Here is a 23,270-nt window from a genome sequence, read left to right as displayed (position 1 = left end):
ATGATGGCAGAGAGGTCACACCCGTTCCCATACCGAACACGGAAGTTAAGCTCTCTAGCGCCGATGGTAGTTGGGACCTTGTCCCTGTGAGAGTAGGACGTCGCCAAGCAAGAACCTAAGTTATTTTGACTTAGGTTTTTTTGTGTTTATTTTTATTTACCGAATGCTATAATCCGTAAATTTAATAAAGCTACAGACGAAAAAAGAATGAAGTAGAGACTCTTTAAAATAATAGTAATGATTTTTTGTGTTCCTGATTTTCCTAATGTCGCTAAAGTAATACTTAAAATAGGACACATTATTTCTATCATAAGTATATATTTTAAATAATGAGATGCTATAAATAAATATTTAATAATTACAGAAATTACTGCAATAGAGAAAAATAAATAGGATAATAGCAAAGTTCTTTCTTTAACAGTTATCCTCCTTAGAAATTAAATCGTTATAATAATACAAGAGTGTATATATTTTGATTAAAAACATACTGAAGTGCTATTTAAACGATAAATACATAAAATAGATCTCTAGAAATATATATTCTAATTCCCTTTTCTTCTTGTATATAGTTGCAATTCTTCTTTTGAATATAACTAAAACACGAACGTTATTGACTGCTAATAAAAAAACATTCGATTATTTATTGACATTGTTTATGAAATATTGTTAATATAGCCATAGAAACAATAATATAAGACCTCATATAATCGCGGGGATATGGCCTGCAAGTCTCTACCTAACGACCGTTATTCGTTAGACTATGAGGGAAAGTCACTCGGTATTTTTCTATTCACAAGGGATACGTATGCCTGAGTAGAGCGCTTTCTCTCATAGTAAAAGAGAAACTGTTCTATTTCAGGCTTTTTTTATTTGAATCGGGGGGATTCTAATATGAAATCACTAGTTGGAGTCATAATGGGAAGTACGTCAGACTGGGAAACAATGAAATATGCTTGTGACATTTTAGATGAATTAAATATACCGTATGAGAAAAAAGTTGTATCCGCTCATCGGACTCCGGATTATATGTTTGAATATGCAGAGACGGCTCGTGAACGTGGATTGAAAGTTATTATTGCTGGAGCTGGTGGAGCAGCACATTTACCAGGAATGGTTGCAGCGAAGACAAATCTTCCTGTAATTGGAGTTCCAGTTCAATCAAAAGCATTAAACGGCTTAGATTCATTATTATCCATCGCCCAAATGCCAGGAGGTGTTCCAGTTGCAACTGTTGCAATTGGTAAAGCCGGTTCAACGAATGCTGGATTACTTGCCGCACAAATACTTGGATCATTCCATGATGATATACATGATGCATTAGAATTGAGACGAGAAGCGATTGAAAAAGATGTGCGTGAAGGTAGTGAGCTAGTATGACGAGAATCATTTTACCTGGAAAAACAATCGGTATTATTGGAGGCGGCCAGCTAGGAAGAATGATGGCATTGGCAGCTAAGGAGATGGGATATAAAATTGCTGTTTTAGATCCTACAAAGCATTCGCCATGTGCACAAGTTGCTGATATTGAAATTGTTGCACCATATGATGATTTAAAAGCAATTCAGCATTTAGCAGAAATAAGTGATGTTGTCACATATGAATTTGAGAATATTGATTATAGATGTTTACAATGGCTTGAAAAACATGCGTACTTACCACAAGGTAGTCAGTTGTTAAATACAACGCAAAATCGTTTTACAGAAAAGAATGCGATTGAGAAGGCTGGGTTACCAGTAGCAACGTATAGATTAGTTCAAAATCAAGATCAGCTTACAGAAGCAATTGCTGGGTTATCATTCCCTTCCGTCTTAAAAACGACGACAGGTGGATATGATGGGAAAGGGCAAGTTGTTTTAAGAAGTGAAGCTGATGTTGAGGCAGCAAGAAATCTTGTGGATAAAGCAGAATGTATTTTAGAGAAATGGGTGCCTTTTGAAAAAGAAGTATCAGTTATTGTGATTCGTAGTGTAAGTGGTGAAACAAAAGTGTTTCCAGTAGCAGAAAATATTCATGTAAATAACATTTTACATGAATCTATCGTTCCAGCTCGCATTACAGAAGAGCTTTCTCAAAAAGCAATTGCGTATGCAAAGGTACTTGCGGATGAATTAGAACTTGTGGGAACACTAGCTGTAGAGATGTTTGCTACAGATAATGGTGAGATTTATATTAATGAATTAGCGCCAAGACCTCACAATTCAGGACACTATACACAGGATGCATGTGAAACGAGTCAATTTGGTCAACATATTCGAGCAATCTGTAATTTACCTCTAGGAGAAACAAATTTGTTAAAACCAGTTGTCATGGTAAACATTTTAGGCGAACATATAGAAGGGGTCCTAAGACAAGTGAATAGATTAACCGGGTGCTATTTACACTTGTATGGAAAAGAAGAAGCAAAAGCACAGCGAAAAATGGGGCATGTTAATATTTTAAATGATAATATTGAAGTCGCTCTAGAAAAAGCGAAGAGTTTGCATATTTGGGACCATCAAGAACAACTGTTGGAGGGAAAAAGATGATTAGTCGTTATACACGCCCTGAAATGGGTGCGATTTGGACGGAAGAGAACAAATTTAAAGCGTGGTTAGAAGTTGAGATTTTAGCTTGTGAAGCATGGGCTGAGCTTGGCGATATTCCAAAAGAAGATGTTAAAAAAATTCGTGAACATGCATCATTTGATATTGATCGTATTTATGAAATTGAAAAAGAAACACGTCATGACGTAGTTGCATTCACTCGTGCTGTATCAGAAACGCCAGCATTAGGCGAAGAACGTAAATGGGTTCATTACGGTTTAACATCTACAGATGTAGTAGATACAGCATTATCTTACATCTTAAAACAAGCGAATGAAATTATATTAAAAGACTTAGAGAACTTTGTAAGCATTTTAGCTAACAAAGCGAAAGAGCATAAATACACAATCATGATGGGAAGAACACACGGTGTTCATGCAGAACCAACGACATTTGGTTTAAAACTTGGTCTTTGGTATGAAGAGATGAAACGTAACGTAGAGCGTTTCAAACAAGCTGCTGATACAGTTCGTGTTGGTAAACTATCTGGTGCGGTTGGTACATATGCAAATATCGATCCATTCGTAGAAAAATATGTTTGTGAAAATTTAGGATTAGAAGCAGCACCAATTTCAACACAAACATTGCAACGTGATCGTCACGCACACTACATGTCAACACTTGCACTAATTGCAACATCTATCGAAAAGATGGCAGTTGAGATTCGTGGTTTACAAAAGAGTGAAACACGTGAAGTTGAAGAAGCTTTCGCAAAAGGTCAAAAGGGTTCTTCTGCAATGCCACATAAACGTAATCCAATTGGTTCTGAAAATATGACTGGTTTAGCTCGTGTTATCCGCGGTTATATGATGACAGCTTACGAAAATGTTCCATTATGGCATGAGCGTGACATTTCTCACTCTTCGGCAGAACGCGTAATTTTACCAGATGCTACAATCGCATTAAATTACATGTTAAATCGCTTTGGTAATATTGTTAAAAACTTAACTGTATACCCAGAGAATATGAAACGTAATATGACAAGAACATACGGCTTAATTTATTCTCAGCGCGTAATGCTTACACTAATCGACAAAGGTATGGTACGTGAAGAAGCTTATGATATCGTACAGCCTAAAGCGATGGAAGCTTGGGAAACACAAGTACAATTTAAAGAGCTTGTAGAAGCTGATGAGCGTATTACAAGCAAGTTAACACAAGAAGAAATTAATGAATGCTTCAACTATGAGCATCATATGCAACACGTTGATACAATCTTTGAACGCCTTGGATTAAACGAAGCGTAAAATTTCATATGGCACAGAATAGAGTCATTCTGTGCCATTCTTTATAAAAATATTATTCACATTTTTCAAACTACAGGGGGCTTGCGAAATGCAAAAGCTAGAATTGCTGTATGAAGGTAAGGCAAAAAGAATTTATCGTACAGAATCAGCAGATATGGTTTGGGTAGAGTACAAAGATAGTGCGACTGCTTTCAATGGGGAGAAAAAAGAGACGATTACAGGAAAAGGTCGTTTGAACAATGAAATTACAACTTTATTGTTCAGAAAGTTACAAGAAGTGGGAATTAAAACACATTTTGTTGAGAAGTTATCTGAGACAGAACAACTTGTTAAAAAAGTGAGTATTATTCCTTTAGAAGTTGTCACAAGAAATGTAATTGCAGGAAGTCTTTCAAAACGATTAGGAATGGAAGAGGGAACTGTACTTGCAGAACCAATCGTAGAATTTTACTTCAAAGATGATGATTTAGGAGATCCGCTTGTAACGGAAGATCATATTCGTGTATTAAACGTTGCATCGCCAGAGCAAGTAAGTGTATTACGAGATATGGCTCTACAAATCAATCAAGTGTTGATTGATCATTTCGCAAGCTGTCGTGTAAGATTAGTAGATTTCAAATTAGAGTTTGGTGTAACGGAAGAAGGAGAAATCATTTTAGCGGATGAAATTTCACCAGATACTTGCCGTTTATGGGATGAAACGAGCAATGAAAAGTTTGATAAAGACGTATTCCGTCGTGATCTTGGAAATTTAACAGATGCTTATGAAGAGATTTTAAAACGTTTAGGGGGAATTTCACATGTATAAAGTTAAGGTATATGTAACATTAAGAGAAAGCGTATTAGATCCACAAGGAACAGCAGTAAAAGGAGCACTTCATAGTCTTTCATTCACAGAAGTACAAGACGTTCGAATCGGAAAGTACATGGAACTAACAATTGATAAATCTGTATCTGATTTAGATAGCAAGGTAAAAGAAATGTGTGAAAAACTATTAGCGAACGTTGTAATGGAAGACTTCCGTTATGAAGTTGAGGAGGTTGTCGCACAGTGAAATTTGCCGTAATAGTATTTCCGGGTTCGAACTGTGATGTCGATATGTTCCATGCAATTAAAGATGAGCTTGGCGAAGAAGTAGATTACGTTTGGCACGATACAGAGAATTTAGATGAATATGATGCAATTCTACTACCAGGTGGATTTTCTTATGGTGACTACTTACGCTGCGGTGCTATCTCTCGCTTTGCTAATGCAATGAAAGCAGTGCAAAAAGCTGCTGAGCAAGGAAAGCCGATTTTAGGTATATGTAATGGATTCCAGATTCTTGTTGAATCAGGATTACTACCAGGAGCGTTAATGAGAAACGAAAACTTAAAATTTATGTGTCGCACTGTTCAGTTACGTGTTGAAAATAATGAAACGATGTTTACATCACAATATGGAAAAGATGAAATAATTAATATTCCAATCGCGCATGGTGAGGGGAATTACTATTGTGATGAAGCGACTCTTAAACAATTAGAAGAGAACAATCAAATCGCATTCCGTTACGTAGAAAACCCTAACGGTAGCGTTTCAGATATTGCTGGTATTGTAAATGAAAAAGGAAATGTACTTGGTATGATGCCACACCCAGAGCGTGCTGTAGATGAATTACTTGGCGGTGCTGAAGGGTTAAAAGTCTTTCAATCTATCTTAAAACAGTGGAGGGAAACATATGTCGTTAATGCTTGAACCAAATCCAACACAAATTAAAGAAGAGCGTATATATGCGGAAATGGGGCTAACAGACGAAGAGTTTGCCATGGTTGAAAAGATTTTAGGTCGTCTGCCAAATTATACAGAAACAGGGTTATTCTCTGTAATGTGGTCTGAACATTGTAGTTATAAAAATTCAAAACCAGTGCTTCGAAAATTCCCAACAACAGGTGAGCGTGTTCTACAAGGGCCTGGGGAAGGTGCTGGAATTGTAGATATCGGTGATAATCAAGCAGTTGTATTTAAAATGGAAAGTCATAACCATCCTTCAGCTATTGAACCATATCAAGGAGCTGCAACAGGTGTTGGTGGTATTATTCGTGACGTATTCTCTATGGGAGCACGTCCGGTAGCTCTATTAAACTCACTTCGTTTCGGTGAATTACAGTCACCACGTGTGAAATATTTATTCGAAGAAGTAGTAGCAGGAATTGCAGGATACGGTAACTGCATCGGTATTCCGACTGTTGGCGGCGAAGTACAATTTGATCCATGTTACGAAGGAAATCCACTTGTAAATGCAATGTGCGTAGGTTTGATTAACCACGAAGACATTAAAAAAGGACAAGCACATGGTGCTGGTAACACAGTAATGTACGTAGGAGCATCAACTGGTCGTGACGGTATTCACGGTGCAACATTCGCGTCGGAAGAACTATCTGAAAGCTCAGAAGCGAAACGTCCAGCGGTTCAAGTAGGGGATCCATTTATGGAAAAACTTCTTATTGAAGCGTGTTTAGAATTAATTCAATCTGATGCACTTGTTGGAATTCAAGATATGGGTGCGGCTGGTTTAACATCATCATCTGCAGAAATGGCAAGTAAAGCAGGAATGGGTATTGAAATGTACTTAGATGATGTACCACAGCGTGAAACAGGAATGACACCATATGAAATGATGCTATCTGAATCACAAGAGCGTATGTTAATTGTCGTGAAAAAAGGTAGAGAACAAGAAATAGTAGATTTATTTGAGAAGTATGGTCTTGCAGCGGTTACGATGGGGAAAGTAACAGAAGATAAAATGCTTCGTTTATTCCATAAAGGTGAAAAGGTAGCTGAAGTTCCAGCAGATGCTTTAGCAGAAGAAGCACCAATTTATCATAAGCCATCAAAAGAAGCAGCATACTTTGCTGAATTCCAAGCAATGAAAATGGAAACGCCAAAAGTAGAAAATTATAAAGAAACGTTATTCGCTTTATTACAGCAACCAACAATTGCAAGTAAAGAGTGGGTATACGATCAATACGATTACCAAGTTCGCACAAGCACAGTTGTTACGCCAGGTTCAGATGCTGCAGTTGTACGTGTACGCGGTACAGAAAAAGGATTAGCAATGACGACAGATTGTAACTCTCGCTACATTTATCTAGACCCAGAGATGGGCGGTAAAATTGCAGTAGCAGAGGCAGCGCGTAATATCGTATGTTCTGGCGGAGAGCCACTTGCAATTACAGATTGCTTAAACTTCGGTAACCCAGAAAAACCAGAAATCTTCTGGCAAATTGAGAAATCAGTAGACGGTATGAGTGAAGCTTGTCGCACATTACAAACACCAGTTATCGGCGGAAACGTATCGATGTATAACGAGCGTAGTGGTGAAGCTGTATATCCAACACCAACTGTTGGGATGGTCGGACTTGTGCATGACTTAAAACATGTAACAACACAAGAGTTTAAGCAAGCTGGTGATTTAGTGTATGTAATTGGTGAGACGAAAGCTGAGTTTGGCGGAAGTGAATTACAGAAAATGATTCACGGCAAAATTTTCGGTCAATCACCAAGTATCGATTTAGATGTAGAATTAAAACGCCAAAAACAAGTATTAGAAGCAATTCAAGCTGGTCTTGTTCAATCTGCACATGATGTTGCTGAAGGTGGTTTAGCAGTTGCGATTTCAGAAAGTGCAATTGGTGCTAAAGGCTTAGGTGCTACTGTGAAATTAGATGGAGAAGCAACAGCTGCATTATTCGCTGAATCACAGTCTCGCTTCGTGATAACTGTAAAACGTGAAAATAAAGAGGCGTTTGAGAAAGTGGTAGAAGCAATCCAAGTTGGAGAAGTAACAAGTACAAATGAAGTAACAATTCATAATGAAGAAAATGAAGTATTACTTACAGCAAATGTAGATGAAATGAGAAAGGCTTGGAAAGGGGCAATCCCATGCTTGCTGAAATAAAGGGGTTAAACGAAGAATGTGGCGTTTTCGGAATTTGGGGGCATGAAAATGCAGCACAAGTTTCATACTACGGATTGCACAGTTTACAGCACCGTGGGCAAGAAGGTGCAGGCATTGTCGTAAATAATGGGGAAAAAATCGTCGGTCATAAGGGGTTAGGTTTAATATCAGAAGTGTTTTCAAGAGGTGAGCTAGAAGGATTAAATGGAAAATCAGCAATCGGACATGTACGATATGCAACAGCTGGTGGAAGTGAAGTTGCTAACGTTCAACCATTGTTGTTCCGTTTTTCCGATCATAGTATGGCGTTAGCTCATAACGGAAATTTAATTAACGCAAAAATGCTTCGTCGTGAATTAGAAGCAGAGGGCAGTATTTTTCAAACTAGTTCAGATACAGAAGTACTTTTACATCTTATTAAACGTAGTACGAAAGATTCTTTAATTGAAAGTGTAAAAGAGGCTTTAAATAAAGTGAAAGGTGCGTTTGCGTATCTTTTACTAACTGGAAATGAAATGATCGTTGCATTAGATCCGAATGGGTTCCGTCCGCTTTCAATTGGAAAGATGGGGGATGCTTACGTTGTAGCATCTGAAACATGTGCTTTTGATGTAGTAGGTGCAACATACATTCGTGATGTAGAACCGGGTGAATTACTTATCATTAATGATGAAGGAATTCACGTAGATCGTTTCACAAACGATGTAGAACATGCAATTTGTAGTATGGAATACATTTACTTTGCACGACCAGATTCTAATATTGCAGGCGTTAACGTTCATGCAGCACGTAAGAATATGGGGAAACGTTTAGCGGCAGAAGCTCCTATTGAAGCAGATGTTGTTACTGGTGTACCAGACTCTAGTATTTCAGCTGCGATTGGCTATGCGGAGGCGACAGGTATTCCATATGAGTTAGGATTAATTAAAAATCGTTACGTTGGACGTACGTTTATCCAACCTTCTCAAGAACTGCGCGAGCAAGGGGTTAAGATGAAGCTTTCCGCAGTAAGAGGTGTAGTTGAAGGGAAACGAGTTGTTATGATTGATGACTCTATCGTAAGAGGAACGACAAGTAAACGAATTGTTCGTATGCTTCGGGAGGCTGGAGCGACAGAAGTTCACGTAAGAATTGCTTCACCACCTCTGAAATATCCATGTTTCTATGGCATTGATATTCAAACGAGAAAAGAATTAATTGCAGCAAATCATACAGTAGAAGAAATCCGTGAAATGATCGGAGCAGATTCTTTAACATTTTTAAGTGAAGATGGATTAGTAGATGCAATTGGACGTCCATATGAAGGAAAATATGGCGGCCTATGCATGGCTTACTTTAATGGGGACTATCCAACAGCTCTTTATGATTATGAGCAAGAGCTTTTAGAAAGTATGAAATAAGAAAAGTGAGAAAAGCTTCTACTTCTTTTGATGTAGAAGCTAGCTCCTTTCTTAAAATAGCCCGCCCTGGATGGGGAGAAATTAAAAGACGAGGTGTAAATAACGATGGCGAATGCATATAAGCAAGCAGGAGTAGATATTGAAGCTGGATATGAAGCGGTATCTCGCATGAAAAAACACGTACAAACAACTATGAGAAAAGAAGTACTAGGCGGTTTAGGCGGTTTTGGAGGTATGTTTGATCTATCAAAATTTGCATTAGAAGAACCTGTATTAGTATCTGGAACAGATGGCGTGGGAACGAAATTGATGCTCGCTTTTATGGCAGATAAACATGACACAATTGGTATTGATGCAGTAGCAATGTGTGTAAATGATATTGTTGTCCAAGGAGCAGAGCCGCTTTTCTTCCTTGATTATATTGCTTGCGGTAAAGCTGAACCTAGTAAAATTGAAAACATCGTCAAAGGTATATCAGAGGGCTGTCGCCAAGCTGGTTGTGCATTAATCGGTGGAGAAACAGCTGAAATGCCAGGAATGTATTCTACGGAAGAATATGATTTAGCTGGTTTTACAGTTGGGATTGTTGATAAAAAGAAAATTGTAACAGGTGAAAAGATTGAAGCTGGTCACGTGCTAATTGGCTTAGCATCTAGCGGTATTCATAGCAATGGTTACTCTTTAGTACGAAAAGTGTTACTAGAAGATGGGGAACTATCTTTAGAGCGTATTTATGGCCGCTTAGAACTACCTCTTGGTGAAGAATTATTAAAACCAACGAAAATTTATGTCAAACCTATTTTAGAACTATTGAAGAAACATGAAGTATACGGTATGGCGCATATTACAGGTGGTGGATTTATTGAAAATATTCCACGCATGTTGCCAGAAGGAATCGGTGCCGAGATTGAACTAGGATCTTGGGAAATTCAGCCGATCTTTAGTTTGCTTCAAGAAGTTGGAAAACTGGAAGAAAAAGAAATGTTCAATATTTTTAACATGGGTATTGGTATGGTAGTAGCAGTGAAGGAAGAAGATGCAAAAGATGTTGTTCGTCTTCTTGAAGAGCAAGGAGAAATGGCTCGTATTATTGGACGTACTATACAAGGAGCTGGCGTTACTTTTAATGGGGGCACAGCACTATGAGTAGATTAGCAGTTTTTGCTTCTGGAAGCGGATCTAACTTTCAATCTCTCGTTAATGCGGTAGAAGAAAAAAGATTGGATGCAGAAATTAGTTTATTAGTATGTGATAAACCAGAAGCACGCGCTGTTGGACGGGCAAATTATCATCATATTCCGTGTTTTGCTTTTTCAGCGAAAGCATATGAGTCAAAAGAAGCATTTGAAAAAGAGATATTAAAGAAGCTAGAAGAATATGAAATTGATTATGTTATTTTAGCTGGATATATGCGGTTAATCGGGCCGACGTTACTAGAAGCATACGGCGGGAAGATTATTAATATTCATCCATCATTACTACCGAGCTTTCCGGGTAAAGATGCTGTCGGTCAAGCGTTAGAAGCAGGTGTGAAAGTAACTGGAGTAACAATTCATTATGTAGATGCAGGTATGGATACAGGGCCAATTATTGCGCAAGAAGCAGTGGTTGTTTCTGAAGGGGATACGAGAGAAAGTTTACAAAAGAAAATTCAACAAGTTGAACATAAATTATACGTAAATACAGTGAATCAAATTGTTCAGTCTGTGAAAGAATCAACTGTTAACTAACATACAACCAGGGGTGAAGGATAAATGAAAAAGCGTGCATTAGTAAGTGTTTCAGATAAAACAGGAGTAGTAGAATTTGTTAAAGGGTTACTAGAACAAGGGATTGAAGTTATTTCAACAGGTGGTACGAAAAAGTTATTAGAAGAAAACGGTTTACAAGTAATTGGTATTTCTGAAGTAACTGGTTTCCCTGAAATTATGGATGGCCGTGTGAAAACGTTACATCCAAATATTCATGGTGGTCTATTAGCAGTTCGTGATAATGAAACACATGTAACACAAATGAATGAATTAGGTATGGAGCCAATTGACTTTGTTGTTGTTAACTTATATCCATTTAAAGAAACAATCGCTAAGCCTGATGTAACATTTGCTGATGCAATTGAAAATATTGATATCGGTGGCCCGACAATGATTCGCTCTGCTGCGAAAAATCATAAATTCGTATCTGTAATTGTAGATCCAGTAGATTATGATATTGTGTTAGCAGAACTGAAAGAGAACGGTGAAGTAGCAGAGGAAACAAAACGTAAACTAGCAGCGAAAGTATTCCGTCATACAGCAGCGTATGATGCGTTAATTTCTAACTACTTAACAGAGAAAATGGGTGAAGAAAGTCCAGAAACATTAACTGTGACATTTGAGAAAAAGCAAGACTTACGTTATGGCGAGAACCCACATCAAAAGGCAACTTTCTATAAAGCGCCATTCGCAGCAACTTCTTCTGTTGCATACGCAGAACAATTACACGGTAAAGAATTATCGTATAACAATATTAATGATGCAGACGCAGCACTTAGCATCGTAAAAGAATTTACAGAACCAGCAGTAGTAGCAGTAAAACATATGAATCCATGTGGTGTTGGAGTAGGAACTGATATTCACGAAGCATATACTCGCGCTTATGAAGCAGATCCAGTATCAATTTTCGGCGGTATTATTGCAGCAAATCGTGAAATTGATAAAGCTACAGCAGAAAAGTTACATGAAATTTTCTTAGAAATTGTTATCGCACCTTCGTTCTCGCAAGAAGCTTTAGAAGTGTTACAAAGTAAGAAGAACTTACGTTTATTAACTATAAATATTGAAAAAGCGACAAGTGCAAGCAAAAAACTAACTTCTGTACAAGGTGGACTTCTCGTTCAAGAAGAAGATACGTTATCATTAGATGAAAGTACAATTTCAATTCCAACGAAACGTGAACCTTCAGAGCAAGAATGGAAAGATTTAAAACTAGCTTGGAAAGTTGTAAAACATGTGAAATCAAACGCAATTGTTTTAGCGAAAGATGACATGACAATTGGCGTCGGTGCGGGACAGATGAACCGTGTAGGTTCTGCAAAAATCGCAATTACACAAGCTGGTGAAAAAGCACAAGGTAGCGCACTTGCATCTGATGCTTTCTTCCCAATGCCAGATACATTAGAAGAAGCAGCAAAAGCAGGAATTACAGCAATCATTCAACCAGGCGGATCAATCCGTGATGAAGATTCTATTAAAGTGGCAGATACGTATGGGATTGCTATGGTGTTCACTGGCGTACGTCATTTCAAACACTAATAGAGGATGTTTAAAAAGTCCGGTTAAGATAACCTTCGCATGTCGTCGTTGCATCGCCAGTGCGGTACTCATGTAGGAAAGCTACACTCCGTGTCCTCCTGGCAAATGCGCCTAGACCTGCTCGGTTCTCTTAATCCTCCTTTTTAAACCTTTATTGAGATGGATGTTTAAAAAGTCCGGTCGAGATAACCTTCGCATGTCGTCGTTGCATCGCCAGTGCGGTACTCATGTAGGAAAACTACACTCCGTGTCCTCCTGGCAAATGCGCCTAGACCTGCTCGGTGCTCTTGATCCTCCTTTTTAAACCTTTATTGAGATGGATGTTTAAAAAGTCCGGTCGAGATAACCTTTTATTGATATGAAAAAGCAAACTAGGAGCATAGCTTCTAGTTTGTACTTATTTAATTATTGGGGGATGAAATATGAATGTTTTAGTAATTGGCCGCGGTGGGCGTGAGCATGCTTTAGCTTGGAAGTTTGCACAATCTGAAAAAGTAGAAAAGGTATATGTAGCACCAGGTAATGAAGGTATGAGAGATGTTGCAACACCAGTTGATATTGATGAAAATGATTTTGATGCATTAGTTTTATTTGCAAAAGAGAATAATGTTGAGTTAACTTTCGTTGGACCAGAAATTCCGCTTATGAATGGAATTGTTGATTGTTTTAAAGAAGAGGGACTTCGCGTATTTGGTCCGAATAAAGCGGCTGCTGTTATTGAAGGTAGTAAAGCTTTTACAAAAGAGCTTATGAAAAAGTATGATATTCCAACTGCGGCGTACGAAACCTTTACAGATTATGAAGAAGCAGTACAGTACATTCAAAAAGTTGGTGCACCAATCGTTATTAAAGCTGACGGCCTAGCTGCGGGTAAAGGGGTAACGGTAGCAATGACGCTTGAAGAGGCATTACAAGCTGTGAAAGAAATGCTACAAGATGTGAAATTCGGCGCGGCAAGTAAGAAGGTCGTTATTGAAGAGTTTTTAGATGGACAAGAATTTTCATTAATGGCATTCGTGAATGGAACAACTGTACATCCAATGGTAATCGCCCAAGATCATAAAAGAGCTTTTGATGGTGATAAAGGTCCAAATACGGGCGGAATGGGTGCATATTCTCCAGTACCACAAATTCCAGAATCAGCAGTTCAAGAAGCGATTCAAACCGTATTACATCCAACTGCTAAGGCGATGATTGCAGAAAACCGTTCGTTTACAGGTATTTTATACGCAGGTCTTATTTTAACAAATGATGGTCCGAAGGTAATTGAATTTAATGCACGCTTCGGTGATCCTGAAACAGAAGTTGTATTACCTCGCTTAGAAAATGATTTAGTTGACGTATGTAACGCTGTATTAGATGAAAGTGAACTAACGTTACAATGGTCAGAAGAAGCTGTAATCGGTGTTGTACTTGCTTCTAAAGGATATCCAGAAGCATATAAAAAAGGTGATATTATTAGTGGACTAGATGCACTGCAAGATGTGATTGTTTTCCATGCAGGTACAGCAATGAAACATGGGGACTTTGTAACGAACGGTGGCCGTGTATTATTTGTTGCTTGTAAGGCAAATAGTTTACAAGAAGCAAAAGATAAAGTATATAAAGAAATCGGTAAAATTGAGAGTGATGGTCTATTTTATCGAAGTGATATAGGATATCGTGCAATTGGGCATGAGATGACGAAAAGTTAATATGTAAAAATCCCGCTGAGGAATCAGCGGGATTTTTTATGCATCTTTATCTTTTTTTAATTTCCCTTTTTGCTTTGCCATTTCTCGAAGTAAATACTCGATGTGTGCATTGACGCTACGAAATTCATCATTTGCCCATTTTTCGATGACTGCGTGTAATTCAGGATCAATACGTAATGGAAAGCTTTTCTTTTTAGCCATAATTACTTATAGCCCTTAGTATAGGCTTCCTGTATTAATAACTGGTTGCGCACCTTTATCTGAAACGATGGCAACTAATAAGTTGTTTACCATATTTGCTTTACGCTCGTCATCGAGTTCTAGTACGCCTTCTTCATCTAACATATGGATGGAATCTTTCGCCATCTTCACAGCACCTTCAACAATTTCTTTTCTAGCAGCTAATACTGCTTTTGCTTGCTGGCGTTGTAGCATTGCATGGGCAATTTCTGTTGCGTAAGCTAAGTGCGTTAAACGAGTTTCTAATACTTCTACACCAGCAATTTCAAGACGCGCCTCTAACTCACGTTTTAATTCTTCAGAGATTTCTTCAGTATTTCCGCGTAACGTAACGCAGGTTTCATCTTGGAAATTGTCATAAGGATATTTTGTTGCAACATGGCGGATTGCCGTTTCGCTTTGAATTTCTACAAATCGATCATAATGTTCAACACCAAACATTGCTTTTGCAGAATCAACAACTTTATATACGATAACAGCTGCAATTTCAATTGGATTTCCATCAACGTCATTTACTTTTAATTTTTTACTGTTAAAGTTTTCAACACGTAAAGATACAGTTTGACGGAATGCGAACGGAATCGTTAAAAATAAACCGTTTTGACGAATTGTTCCTAAATAATTACCGAAGAACGTAATAACCTTCGCTTGATTCGGTTGAACAATACCGATACCTGTAGCGAGAACTGCGGCTAATATAATAGTTAGTGCCGCTCCTATGAAAATTTCTTGTGCAAGGAAAAATACACCGATAGCAGCTAAAATCAAAATTCCAATAATACCGAGAAAACCATTTACATAAAATACTTGTTTTTCTTTCATATGATCGCCTCCTGATATAAAAATGATATCACTTTTATATCATTTTAAGCAAGAGGTATGCACCTAATTTTCTGAATTTTATTGATTGATATCTTTTATATACATTTTAAGGTCTAAAAAGAGAATGTACGTTCTGTTTTATGGTAAAATAAAGAAGACTTAACCGCCCACTGCAGCAGCTAAGTCCCTTTGAGAGCATCTTGCATCGTGACAAATGATTCAAAGCGGTTTTGCCAGGATTATATTTTCAATCGCTGACTCAATCTCTTTGTCAGAAGCGTCATAACTTCCTTTTGACTTTGGCTTGTCATGAGTGGAAGTTTGATTCACTTCTTCTTTAGCATGTCCTTTTTCAGCAAAATTCATGCTAGGCATTTTAAATGCCCCCATATTCATGTATTTTCCGAATTTCCACATTTCAACAACAGGGCAGAAACGAACAATTCCTTCTGCAACTTTCATTGCACCAATCCATAGAAAAATGTTAGACCAAGTGCACCACGGCTTGCGTACAAGTTTAGTTGCACTACATCCGAAGAGGACAAGCCCAAGTGTAATTCGAATTAGAGCGTTTATTGTCCCGATATTTTGCTTCATTAGAAAAACACTCCTTTTTATGAAAGTTGAAATAGATAATACTATTTCTTTTATTAGTATCCCGTTTGATTTTTGGGATATGTAATCCAACATTTGACGTGGAAAAAGATGTTGGAATGTGCGTGTGTGTAAGTAACTTTTTTTGTTATAATGAAAGAATGCATAAAAGGAACTTCAAAATTAAATCCTCTAGTTTAAAAAATATGGAAGAGGTAATTCCAAACTTAATTCTCCGTTTTAAACAAATATTTAAGATGAAGTTAAAACAATAATGATGAAAATAAACTGTTATTTTGAACAGAAATATATATAACTAGAGAAAAGGAAGGGTGTTTTCATGTACGATATTTCCGGATGGAAACATGTATTTAAGCTTGATCCAAATAAGGAGTTAAGCGATGAACATTTAGAAATGATTTGTGAGTCTGGAACTGATGCGGTTATTGTAGGCGGAAGTGATGGAGTTACAATTGATAACGTATTACACATGCTAGTTAGCATTCGTAGATATGCAGTTCCTTGTGTATTAGAGGTTTCTGATGTAGAAGCAATTACACCAGGATTTGATTTTTATTACATCCCAAGTGTTTTAAATAGCCGAAAAGTAGAATGGGTAACAGGTGTTCATCATGAGGCATTGAAAGAATTTGGGGATATTATGGACTGGGACGAAATTTTTATGGAAGGGTATTGTGTTTTAAATCCAGAAGCGAAAGTAGCCCAGCTTACAGAAGCGAAATGTGATTTAACAGAAGATGACGTTATTGCATATGCTCGTTTAGCAGACAAGTTATTACATTTACCGATATTTTATTTAGAATATAGCGGTACGTATGGAGATGTTGAACTTGTTAAAAATGTAAAAGCAGAATTGAAACAAGCTAAGTTATACTATGGCGGTGGTATTTCTAATGCAGAACAGGCGAAAGAAATGGCACAATATGCTGATACAGTAGTTGTTGGAAATATTATTTATGATGATATAAAATCGGCGTTAAAAACAGTTAAAGCAGTAAAAGGAGAGTAGGTGCAGGCGTATATGAGTATGACAGATAGATTATTAAACGGTTTAAATCCACAGCAACAAAAAGCAGTCCAAACAACGAATGGACCACTTCTATTAATGGCAGGTGCAGGTAGTGGTAAGACACGTGTGTTAACACATCGTATTGCGTATTTACTTGGTGAAAAAGGTGTAGCACCATGGAATGTACTGGCTATTACCTTCACAAATAAAGCAGCTCGTGAAATGCGTGAGCGTATTGATACACTTGTGGGACCAGAAGCAGAAGATATTTGGATTTCGACGTTCCACTCTATGTGTGTACGTATTTTACGACGGGATATCGATCGTATTGGTATTAATCGTAACTTTACAATCTTAGATTCAGGCGATCAGCTAACTGTAGTCAAAAAAATTATGAAAGAGCGCAATATTGATCCGAAGAAATTTGAGCCGCGCTCTATTTTAGCGGGTATTAGTAATGCGAAAAATGAACTGTTATCTGCGGATAAATATGCAAAAAAAATTACAATGGCTGATCCATATGAAAAATTAACGAGCGATGTATACACAGAGTATCAAAAACGTCTTTTGAAAAATAATTCATTAGACTTTGATGATTTAATTATGACCACGATTCAGTTATTTGAACGTGTTCCAGAAGTATTAGAGTTTTATCAGCGTAAGTTCCAATATATTCACGTTGATGAGTATCAAGATACGAACAAAGCGCAATATCTTCTTGTTAAACATTTGGCAGCGCGTTTTAAAAATCTTTGCGTTGTAGGTGACTCTGACCAGTCTATTTATCGCTGGCGTGGTGCAGATATTTCTAACATTTTGTCGTTCGAAAAAGACTATGAGAATGCACAAGTAATTTTGTTAGAACAAAACTATCGTTCGTCACAAAATATTTTAAATGCAGCGAATGCTGTTATTGAAAAAAATACGAATCGTAAGCCGAAGAAATTATGGACAGACAATCAAATTGGAAGTAAAATCTCGTATTATCGTGCTGCAACTGAAAAGGACGAAGCGTATTTTGTTGCGAAAAAAATTCGTGACGATATTCAAATGGGGAAACGAAAATATACTGATTTTGCAGTGTTATATCGTACGAATGCTCAGTCTCGTATGGTCGAGGAGATTTTCCTTAAATCTAACATTCCGTATAAAATTGTCGGAGGTACGAAGTTCTACGATCGTAAAGAGATTAAAGATATTTTGGCGTACTTACGTTTAATCGGTAATCCAGATGATGAAATTAGTTTTGCACGTATTATTAACATGCCAAAGCGTGGTATTGGTGCGACTTCTATCGATAAAATTATTAATTACGGTGTGCAAAACGGAATTTCATTAACTGCTGTATTTGATGAAATTGAGCATGTTGGAGTAAGTGCAAAAATTACAAAGGCAGTAAAAGAATTTGCGAATTTATTAAATAACTGGGTAAATATGCAAGAGTATTTATCTGTTACAGAATTAGTAGAAGAAGTTATTGAAAAAACAGGCTATCGCGATATGTTGAAAAATGAACGTTCTTTAGAAGCGGAAGGTCGTTTAGAAAACTTAGACGAGTTCTTATCTGTTACGCAAACATTTGAATCTCAAAGCGAAGATAAGAGCCTTGTTGCATTCTTAACAGATTTAGCACTTGTTGCTGATATTGATCGTGTAGATGAAGACCCAACTGCTGGTGAAGAAGTTATTTTAATGACGATGCACTCAGCGAAAGGATTAGAGTTCCCGGTTGTCTTTATTGTTGGCTTAGAGGAAGGGATATTCCCTCATACTCGTTCTCTTATGGAAGAGGATGAAATGCAAGAAGAACGTCGTCTTGCTTATGTAGGTATTACCCGTGCAGAAGAAGAGCTATATTTATCTAACGCGCAAATGCGTACTTTATTTGGTAGAACAAGTATGAACGCTCCGTCTCGATTCATTACAGAAATCCCGACAGAACTAGTGGAATCATTAAATGAAACAGCGCCAAAGCGTGAAACATCGTTTGGTGCAAAAGGCAGAACGGCAAGTAGCGGCAAAACGACAATCACAACGACAACACGCTCTCGTTCAGCTTTCGCGCGCCCTGCAGCTAAGACGACAGGCGGCGAACAAATTGGCTGGGCAGTAGGAGATAAAGCTTCCCACCAAAAATGGGGAGTCGGTACAGTTGTAAGTGTAAAAGGTGAAGGTGATGCAAAAGAATTAGATATTGCATTCCCAAGCCCAATTGGTGTTAAACGTTTGTTGGCAAAATTTGCACCTGTGACGAAACAATAGAAAGGAATGAGGATATGTCAAAAGAGATAGCAAAAAAACGTATAGAAGAACTGCGTGATTTATTAAATACATTTAACTATCAATATCACGTATTAGACAATCCTTCTGTTTCTGATGCGGAATATGACCGTAATATGCAGGAGCTTATAAAATTAGAAGCAGAGAACCCAGAGTTTATGAGTGAAGATTCTCCCTCCGTTCGCGTTGGGGGGACTGTTCTTGATATATTTGAAAAAGTAACACATAAGTCACCAATGTTAAGTTTAGGAAATGCATTTAACGAAGGAGATTTACGTGATTTCGACAGAAGAGTACGTCAAGGAATTGATAGTGCGAATGTAAGATATATATGTGAATTAAAAATTGACGGGCTTGCCGTTTCGCTTCATTATGAAAAAGGACGCTTCATTCAAGGGGCGACACGTGGTGATGGTGTAACGGGTGAAGATATTACTCAAAATTTAAAAACGATTAAAGCTATCCCACTTCGTTTAAATGAAGAAGTAACGTTAGAAGCACGAGGCGAAGCTTATATGCCGAAGCGTTCATTCGTTAAACTAAATGAAGAAAAAGAGCAAAATGGAGAAGATGTATTTGCGAATCCGCGTAATGCAGCAGCAGGTTCAATACGTCAACTTGATCCGAAAATTGCAGCGAAGCGTAACTTATCTATGTTTGTGTATGGTCTTGCGAATGTAGAAGAAAAAACAATTCCATCACATAGTGAATCGCTTGATTTCTTAGGTGAACTTGGATTTAAGACAAATCCAAATCGCCGTACATGTGAAACAATTGAAGAAGTTATAGCTTATGTAGAAGAATGGCAAGAAAAACGTCCGCATCTTGATTATGAGATTGATGGAATCGTTATAAAAGTAGATGATGTTGCCCTTCAAGAAAGTCTAGGAACTACAGCGAAGAGTCCAAGATGGGCGATTGCTTATAAATTCCCGGCTGAAGAAGTTGTAACGAGATTAACAGGCATTGAATTAAGTGTTGGCCGAACAGGAGTTGTAACACCGACTGCAGAACTAGAGCCAGTGAGAGTTGCTGGTACGATTGTTCGTCGTGCTTCTTTACATAACGAGGATTTAATTCGTGAAAAAGACATTCGAATTGGTGACTACGTTGTTGTGAAGAAGGCTGGAGATATTATTCCTGAAGTTGTGAACGTTATTTTTGATAAGCGTACTGGTGAGGAAGAAGAATACCGCATGCCAACTCATTGTCCAGCATGTGAGAGTGAACTTGTTCGTTTAGAAGAAGAAGTAGCACTTCGTTGTATAAATCCAACTTGTCCTGCTCAAATTCGAGAAGGGTTAATCCATTTCGTTTCAAGAAATGCAATGAATATTGATGGACTTGGAGAACGTGTCATTACACAACTCTTTGATGCTGATTACATTCGTACATTTGCTGATTTATATGCATTGACGAAAGAGCAATTATTACAGTTAGAACGTTTTGGTGAAAAATCAGCAACAAACTTAATACAAGCAATTGAAAATTCTAAAGAAAACTCGTTAGAGCGATTATTATTTGGTCTTGGAATTCGCCACGTTGGAGCGAAAGCAGCACGTACATTTGCAGAGCACTTTGAAACGATGGATGAGCTTGTAAAAGCAACGGAAGAAGAACTAAAAGCAATTAATGAAATTGGCGAAAAAATGGCTCAATCTGTTGTGACATATTTTGATAATGAAGATGTATTAGAGTTATTACAGCAGTTTAAAGAGTATGGCGTGAATATGACATACAAAGGTATAAAAATTGCAGATTTACAAAATGTTGAATCTTACTTCGCAGGAAAAACGGTTGTTTTAACAGGTAAGCTAGAAGTTATGGGGCGAAGTGAAGCGAAGAAGAAGATTGAGGCATTAGGTGGAAAAGTAACGGGAAGTGTTAGTAAGAGTACGGATTTAGTTGTTGCAGGTGAAGCGGCTGGTTCGAAATTAGCACAAGCGGAGAAACATAATGTTGAGGTTTGGAATGAAGAGAGGTTCTTACAAGAGCTAAATAAGTAAGAGGTGCAAACTTACCATGAAAAAAATAGCATTAGCGGTATTAAGCCTTGGCCTACTTGTAAGTGGGTGTAGTGCAGGTGCCGACAAAGATGAAAAAGTGGCTGAGAAATCGGGGAAAGCAAAAGAACAATCAGTTGTTCCAAAATACGCTATGTCGGATGAATATTATAAGACGACTATTCCATTTGATGGTGGAAAGGCACGTGGTTTAGTCGTGCAAGGAGTAAATAATCGTCTTGATATAGATGAATTTGAAACAGGATTAATGCGTATTGCGAAGGAATCATTTAGTACGAAAGATTATTTCTTTAAAGGCGGAGATACCCTAGAGGCTCAATATGTACAAATGCTTGTCAAAAGAAAGCGTACAAATGCTGAACAGAAAGAACTAGAAGACACATTAAAAAAAGATGCAGTTAAATTTCCAAACATAGGATTAAATCCAGCTTTAGGTGAAGGATCTGAAATACTAGAAGAAAAAAACAAAAAAAATCCAATATATATTTCCAATATTTTAGAGCATGATTATTATGTGAAAAACGGCGACAAAGATGAGCGTAGCGGCATTGTAGTTGGATTAGCAATGAATTCAGTTCATTATTATAATGAAGAACATGGTTACCCGCGTGAAACTACAATCTCGAATGAAAAAATGTTAGCTGAAGGGAAAAAAATGGCGCAAGAAGTCTTGAAGTTTATGCATCAAAAAGATCCTGCAACAAAAAACCTTCCGATAACATTTGCAATTTATCGTCAGGCTCCGAAGGCTTCACTTGTGCCAGGTAACTTTGTTTCTTATGCGAATGTTGAAAAAGGTAGTGAAACGGTTGAAGATTGGAAACAAATTAATGAAAAATATTATTTGTTCCCATCAGAGCAAGCGAAAACAGATAATAAACGTGAAGACCTTGCAAGAGTATCCAACTTTAAGGCAAAACTAAGCGATTATTTCCAAGGCGACTATACAGCTGTTATTGGTACTGGTATGTATAGAGATGATGAATTAAGAGAAATGAAGCTTGATATTCCTGTCCAGTTTAATGGAAAAGCTGAAATAGTTGGTTTTACACAATATGTGGCAGGGCTTGTTATGGAATACTTCCCGAATTATATGAAAGTACAAGTAACGATTAAATCTGTAGAACGCCCAGAAGCTATTATTATACGTGAAGCAAAACAAGATGAACCACTTGTGAAGATTTTAGATTAAATATGAAGGCTGTTCCTCTATGGAACAGCTTTTTTTCTTATGTAATTTTGTTATAATTTAAAATGTTGTAAAAAATAGGGGTAAGGGGTAAATCTCATGGAAGAATTAAGTTTTCAAGTCATTATTTTATTAATTGCATTCGGTTTTTTAGCAGCTTTTATTGATTCCGTTGTTGGAGGAGGAGGGTTAATTTCGCTTCCTGCGCTTATGTTTGTTGGCTTATCGCCAGCTTCGGCAATTGCAACGAATAAATTAGCGGCAACAATGGGGACGTTTACGAGTGCGATGTATTTTATTCGATCAGGAAAAGTTGATTTTAAAATTGTAGGAAAGTTAATCCCGTTAACTATTGTTGGAGCTGTTGCAGGTGCTTTAGTAGTAAAATTTATTCCACCGGATATTTTACGCCCATTAGTACTTGTAATGTTGGTATTTATTGCTATTTATATTATTGCAAAAAAGAATTGGGGAAGTGTGTCTACCTATAAGAAGATGACGCAAAGAAAAACATTAATATTTTTCTTTGCTATTTTAATGATAGGATTTTATGATGGATTTTTTGGACCAGGGACAGGGTCGTTTTTAATTTTTGCATTTTTATTAATTGGCTTGGATTTTATTCAAGCGGCAGCATCTGGAAAACTTTTGAACTTTGTTAGTAATATTGTATCTTTAATTACTTTTTTATTTTTAGATATAATTCATTTTGAATACGGTATTATCATGGGATTATCAATGATCTTAGGTGCTTATTTTGGATCGAAGTTTGCGGTTCAAAAAGGTGTTGGATATGTAAGGACTTTATTTTTATTAGTTACTATATTATTGATCGGGAAAAATGTTTTGGAATATACTCATATTTTGTAGATTCATACGCATGTATGAATCTCTTTTTTTTATTATATTTTAAAAATTTATTAATTTTTAAAATATAAGT

Annotated in this window: 21 protein-coding genes, 1 rRNA gene and 1 riboswitch; of the genes, 18 read left to right on the top strand and 4 right to left on the bottom strand. The window is 37.2% G+C overall.

From position 1 onward, the window contains the following. Positions 1–109: ribosomal RNA gene (gene rrf / locus ACTFSL_RS28605) — 5S ribosomal RNA — on the top strand; the annotation flags it as partial. Positions 110–152: 43 nt separating this feature from the next. Here the strand turns inward: rrf and ACTFSL_RS28600 are convergent. Then, on the bottom strand, positions 153–404 hold the full coding sequence (locus ACTFSL_RS28600) for a hypothetical protein (protein ID WP_000927500.1): 252 nt from the start codon (positions 402–404) through the stop codon (positions 153–155). Positions 405–679: 275 nt separating this feature from the next. Beyond that, positions 680–781: riboswitch (purine riboswitch) on the top strand. 110 nt (positions 782–891) lie between these two features. On the opposite strand from ACTFSL_RS28600, the gene purE reads away from it, so the two are divergent. The 12 genes from purE to purD all read left to right on the top strand — a co-directional run bounded on the left by purE (position 892) and on the right by purD (position 14,151). Then, complete coding sequence (gene purE, locus ACTFSL_RS28595) at positions 892–1,377, top strand: 5-(carboxyamino)imidazole ribonucleotide mutase (RefSeq protein ID WP_000839365.1); 486 nt, start codon at positions 892–894, stop codon at positions 1,375–1,377. After that, positions 1,374–2,525 carry a 5-(carboxyamino)imidazole ribonucleotide synthase gene (gene purK / locus ACTFSL_RS28590; protein ID WP_000196774.1) on the top strand — a complete coding sequence of 384 codons (1,152 nt, stop codon included), beginning with the start codon at positions 1,374–1,376 and terminating at the stop codon, positions 2,523–2,525. The genes purE and purK overlap by 4 nt, the downstream gene beginning before the upstream one ends. After that, positions 2,522–3,829, top strand: coding sequence for an adenylosuccinate lyase (gene purB / locus ACTFSL_RS28585; RefSeq protein ID WP_000625682.1), 1,308 nt, complete (start codon positions 2,522–2,524; stop codon positions 3,827–3,829). Before purK ends, purB begins: the two co-directional genes overlap by 4 nt. An 88-nt stretch (positions 3,830–3,917) precedes the next feature. Beyond that, positions 3,918–4,637 (top strand): phosphoribosylaminoimidazolesuccinocarboxamide synthase, encoded by a 720-nt coding sequence (purC, locus tag ACTFSL_RS28580; RefSeq protein WP_001170544.1) that lies wholly within the window; start codon positions 3,918–3,920, stop codon positions 4,635–4,637. Continuing rightward, complete coding sequence (gene purS / locus ACTFSL_RS28575) at positions 4,630–4,884, top strand: phosphoribosylformylglycinamidine synthase subunit PurS (protein WP_000278823.1); 255 nt, start codon at positions 4,630–4,632, stop codon at positions 4,882–4,884. The genes purC and purS overlap by 8 nt, the downstream gene beginning before the upstream one ends. Then, positions 4,881–5,564: a phosphoribosylformylglycinamidine synthase subunit PurQ gene (gene purQ / locus ACTFSL_RS28570; RefSeq protein ID WP_440042800.1), complete on the top strand. Its 684-nt coding sequence runs from the start codon at positions 4,881–4,883 to the stop codon at positions 5,562–5,564. Before purS ends, purQ begins: the two co-directional genes overlap by 4 nt. Then, a complete protein-coding gene (gene purL / locus ACTFSL_RS28565; RefSeq protein WP_000055564.1) occupies positions 5,548–7,767 on the top strand; it encodes a phosphoribosylformylglycinamidine synthase II in 2,220 nt (739 codons plus the stop codon). The genes purQ and purL overlap by 17 nt, the downstream gene beginning before the upstream one ends. Continuing rightward, positions 7,752–9,167: an amidophosphoribosyltransferase gene (gene purF / locus ACTFSL_RS28560; RefSeq protein ID WP_000879025.1), complete on the top strand. Its 1,416-nt coding sequence runs from the start codon at positions 7,752–7,754 to the stop codon at positions 9,165–9,167. The genes purL and purF overlap by 16 nt, the downstream gene beginning before the upstream one ends. A gap of 105 nt (positions 9,168–9,272) precedes the next feature. Further along, positions 9,273–10,313, top strand: a complete 1,041-nt coding sequence (gene purM, locus ACTFSL_RS28555; protein WP_001262439.1) for a phosphoribosylformylglycinamidine cyclo-ligase — start codon at positions 9,273–9,275, stop codon at positions 10,311–10,313. After that, a complete protein-coding gene (gene purN / locus ACTFSL_RS28550; RefSeq protein WP_000088589.1) occupies positions 10,310–10,897 on the top strand; it encodes a phosphoribosylglycinamide formyltransferase in 588 nt (195 codons plus the stop codon). The genes purM and purN overlap by 4 nt, the downstream gene beginning before the upstream one ends. 24 nt (positions 10,898–10,921) lie before the next feature. Further along, complete coding sequence (purH, locus tag ACTFSL_RS28545) at positions 10,922–12,457, top strand: bifunctional phosphoribosylaminoimidazolecarboxamide formyltransferase/IMP cyclohydrolase (protein WP_440042799.1); 1,536 nt, start codon at positions 10,922–10,924, stop codon at positions 12,455–12,457. Between the two features lie 422 nt (positions 12,458–12,879). Continuing rightward, a complete protein-coding gene (gene purD / locus ACTFSL_RS28540; protein WP_048657235.1) occupies positions 12,880–14,151 on the top strand; it encodes a phosphoribosylamine--glycine ligase in 1,272 nt (423 codons plus the stop codon). A 36-nt stretch (positions 14,152–14,187) separates the two neighbouring features. Here purD and ACTFSL_RS28535 read toward each other — a convergent pair whose 3' ends face one another. The 3 genes from ACTFSL_RS28535 to ACTFSL_RS28525 form a co-directional block, all read right to left on the bottom strand. Further along, positions 14,188–14,352, bottom strand: coding sequence for a toxin-antitoxin system HicB family antitoxin (locus ACTFSL_RS28535; RefSeq protein WP_001085171.1), 165 nt, complete (start codon positions 14,350–14,352; stop codon positions 14,188–14,190). 15 nt (positions 14,353–14,367) lie between these two features. Continuing rightward, positions 14,368–15,213: an SPFH domain-containing protein gene (locus ACTFSL_RS28530; protein ID WP_000660669.1), complete on the bottom strand. Its 846-nt coding sequence runs from the start codon at positions 15,211–15,213 to the stop codon at positions 14,368–14,370. 219 nt (positions 15,214–15,432) lie between these two features. Then, entirely contained in the window at positions 15,433–15,810 is a 378-nt protein-coding gene (locus ACTFSL_RS28525) for a YgaP family membrane protein (RefSeq protein ID WP_000812346.1), read from the bottom strand. 337 nt (positions 15,811–16,147) lie between these two features. On the opposite strand from ACTFSL_RS28525, the gene ACTFSL_RS28520 reads away from it, so the two are divergent. The 5 genes from ACTFSL_RS28520 (at position 16,148) to ACTFSL_RS28500 (ending at position 23,200) form a co-directional block, all read left to right on the top strand. After that, complete coding sequence (locus tag ACTFSL_RS28520; protein ID WP_000272099.1) at positions 16,148–16,837, top strand: heptaprenylglyceryl phosphate synthase; 690 nt, start codon at positions 16,148–16,150, stop codon at positions 16,835–16,837. Between the two features lie 12 nt (positions 16,838–16,849). Then, on the top strand, positions 16,850–19,099 hold the full coding sequence (gene pcrA / locus ACTFSL_RS28515) for a DNA helicase PcrA (RefSeq protein ID WP_440042796.1): 2,250 nt from the start codon (positions 16,850–16,852) through the stop codon (positions 19,097–19,099). A gap of 14 nt (positions 19,100–19,113) precedes the next feature. Beyond that, positions 19,114–21,123: an NAD-dependent DNA ligase LigA gene (gene ligA / locus ACTFSL_RS28510; RefSeq protein WP_000031455.1), complete on the top strand. Its 2,010-nt coding sequence runs from the start codon at positions 19,114–19,116 to the stop codon at positions 21,121–21,123. A gap of 16 nt (positions 21,124–21,139) precedes the next feature. Then, positions 21,140–22,333 carry a CamS family sex pheromone protein gene (locus ACTFSL_RS28505; protein WP_063535523.1) on the top strand — a complete coding sequence of 398 codons (1,194 nt, stop codon included), beginning with the start codon at positions 21,140–21,142 and terminating at the stop codon, positions 22,331–22,333. Between the two features lie 96 nt (positions 22,334–22,429). Next, a complete protein-coding gene (locus ACTFSL_RS28500; RefSeq protein WP_000391974.1) occupies positions 22,430–23,200 on the top strand; it encodes a TSUP family transporter in 771 nt (256 codons plus the stop codon). Positions 23,201–23,270: the final 70 nt, after the last annotated feature.

The organism is Bacillus cereus group sp. MYBK108-1 (genome assembly GCF_051917185.1).
Taxonomy (GTDB): Bacteria; Bacillota; Bacilli; order Bacillales; family Bacillaceae_G; genus Bacillus_A; species Bacillus_A cereus.
Note: the sequence above shows the minus strand (reverse complement) of the source record. Positions and strands in the feature narration are given on the sequence as shown.

What these genes read in the sequence shown, in the direction of transcription:
- purE (WP_000839365.1), top strand. Translation starts at nt 892, where the DNA reads ATGAAATCACTAGTTGGAGTCATAATGGGAAGTACGTCAGACTGGGAA.
- purK (WP_000196774.1), top strand. Translation starts at nt 1,374, where the DNA reads ATGACGAGAATCATTTTACCTGGAAAAACAATCGGTATTATTGGAGGC.
- purB (WP_000625682.1), top strand. Translation starts at nt 2,522, where the DNA reads ATGATTAGTCGTTATACACGCCCTGAAATGGGTGCGATTTGGACGGAA.
- purC (WP_001170544.1), top strand. Translation starts at nt 3,918, where the DNA reads ATGCAAAAGCTAGAATTGCTGTATGAAGGTAAGGCAAAAAGAATTTAT.
- purS (WP_000278823.1), top strand. Translation starts at nt 4,630, where the DNA reads ATGTATAAAGTTAAGGTATATGTAACATTAAGAGAAAGCGTATTAGAT.
- purL (WP_000055564.1), top strand. Translation starts at nt 5,548, where the DNA reads ATGTCGTTAATGCTTGAACCAAATCCAACACAAATTAAAGAAGAGCGT.
- purF (WP_000879025.1), top strand. Translation starts at nt 7,752, where the DNA reads ATGCTTGCTGAAATAAAGGGGTTAAACGAAGAATGTGGCGTTTTCGGA.
- purM (WP_001262439.1), top strand. Translation starts at nt 9,273, where the DNA reads ATGGCGAATGCATATAAGCAAGCAGGAGTAGATATTGAAGCTGGATAT.
- purN (WP_000088589.1), top strand. Translation starts at nt 10,310, where the DNA reads ATGAGTAGATTAGCAGTTTTTGCTTCTGGAAGCGGATCTAACTTTCAA.
- purH (WP_440042799.1), top strand. Translation starts at nt 10,922, where the DNA reads ATGAAAAAGCGTGCATTAGTAAGTGTTTCAGATAAAACAGGAGTAGTA.
- purD (WP_048657235.1), top strand. Translation starts at nt 12,880, where the DNA reads ATGAATGTTTTAGTAATTGGCCGCGGTGGGCGTGAGCATGCTTTAGCT.
- ACTFSL_RS28535 (WP_001085171.1), bottom strand. Translation starts at nt 14,352, where the DNA reads ATGGCTAAAAAGAAAAGCTTTCCATTACGTATTGATCCTGAATTACAC.
- ACTFSL_RS28530 (WP_000660669.1), bottom strand. Translation starts at nt 15,213, where the DNA reads ATGAAAGAAAAACAAGTATTTTATGTAAATGGTTTTCTCGGTATTATT.
- ACTFSL_RS28525 (WP_000812346.1), bottom strand. Translation starts at nt 15,810, where the DNA reads ATGAAGCAAAATATCGGGACAATAAACGCTCTAATTCGAATTACACTT.
- ACTFSL_RS28520 (WP_000272099.1), top strand. Translation starts at nt 16,148, where the DNA reads ATGTACGATATTTCCGGATGGAAACATGTATTTAAGCTTGATCCAAAT.
- pcrA (WP_440042796.1), top strand. Translation starts at nt 16,850, where the DNA reads ATGAGTATGACAGATAGATTATTAAACGGTTTAAATCCACAGCAACAA.
- ligA (WP_000031455.1), top strand. Translation starts at nt 19,114, where the DNA reads ATGTCAAAAGAGATAGCAAAAAAACGTATAGAAGAACTGCGTGATTTA.
- ACTFSL_RS28505 (WP_063535523.1), top strand. Translation starts at nt 21,140, where the DNA reads ATGAAAAAAATAGCATTAGCGGTATTAAGCCTTGGCCTACTTGTAAGT.
- ACTFSL_RS28500 (WP_000391974.1), top strand. Translation starts at nt 22,430, where the DNA reads ATGGAAGAATTAAGTTTTCAAGTCATTATTTTATTAATTGCATTCGGT.